Origin of the sequence: Bartonella taylorii 8TBB (assembly GCF_902825155.1) — a bacterium.
GTDB classification, from domain to species: Bacteria; Pseudomonadota; Alphaproteobacteria; order Rhizobiales; family Rhizobiaceae; genus Bartonella; species Bartonella taylorii_A.
Genome location: NZ_CADEAG010000059.1, coordinates 1 through 653, shown reverse-complemented (window position 1 = coordinate 653; position 653 = coordinate 1). Strand labels below are relative to the sequence as shown.

The 653-nt window shown below is 37.1% G+C and carries 1 protein-coding gene and 1 pseudogene; one reads left to right on the top strand and one right to left on the bottom strand.

Annotation, left to right across the window (positions count from 1 at the left end):
• Positions 1–166 precede the first annotated feature (166 nt).
• Positions 167–340 (top strand): hypothetical protein, encoded by a 174-nt coding sequence (locus J7R13_RS08615; protein ID WP_208438292.1) that lies wholly within the window; start codon positions 167–169, stop codon positions 338–340.
• Between the two features lie 116 nt (positions 341–456).
• On the opposite strand, the pseudogene J7R13_RS08610 reads toward J7R13_RS08615, so the two are convergent.
• Positions 457–653: pseudogene (locus tag J7R13_RS08610) on the bottom strand (single-stranded-DNA-specific exonuclease RecJ); the annotation flags it as partial.

Genomic DNA, 653 nt, shown 5'->3' with positions numbered 1-653 from the left:
GATAGCGGTCAGAAGGATCGACAATGATCGTACGCCCTCCGCTGTCAATCCCTTCGCTAATCTAAGTATAGGAACTACGGCCGTGCATAACTGCATGAGAATTAAAGAATAGTATCAGTGTAGCGTGTGATTTATTCTGTGCACTGTATCAGTTAAGGGGATGACTGTGGAAGGTGTTTACTTTTTTTTTATTAAAAAATCAGAATCAATTTTGATTTTTTTTTTAGGTTTCAATGCCGATGAAATGGTATATTTTTTGTTTTATTTAACACAAAAGAAGATTGGTGGTGTTTTCTCTGGTGTTGTGGGGGGGGGGTGTGGTGGTGTTGTTAGAAGATAATAGTAGGACAATGATTAAAAAAAAAAAGCTTGTTGAAAGAGATATAAATTGGAATAGATTGAATGATGAGGAAGATTTAGAAGTATGGAATTGTTTAAGGGGAAATTTTTTGTTTTTTAAGAAAGTTTTTTTTTTTGCCATTGTCTAAAAGGTTCAATTTTTGTCGATTTGATTGTGATCCCTGCTGCCATACTATGGCCCCCTCCCTTTTCTAATAAATTTAATGTGACAGCTTCATGAACAAGTGCCCCTAAAAATATACCGCTCTTTGTGGGGTCCGATCCCACCCCACGTCCCGCTTTTTTCCAAGCAC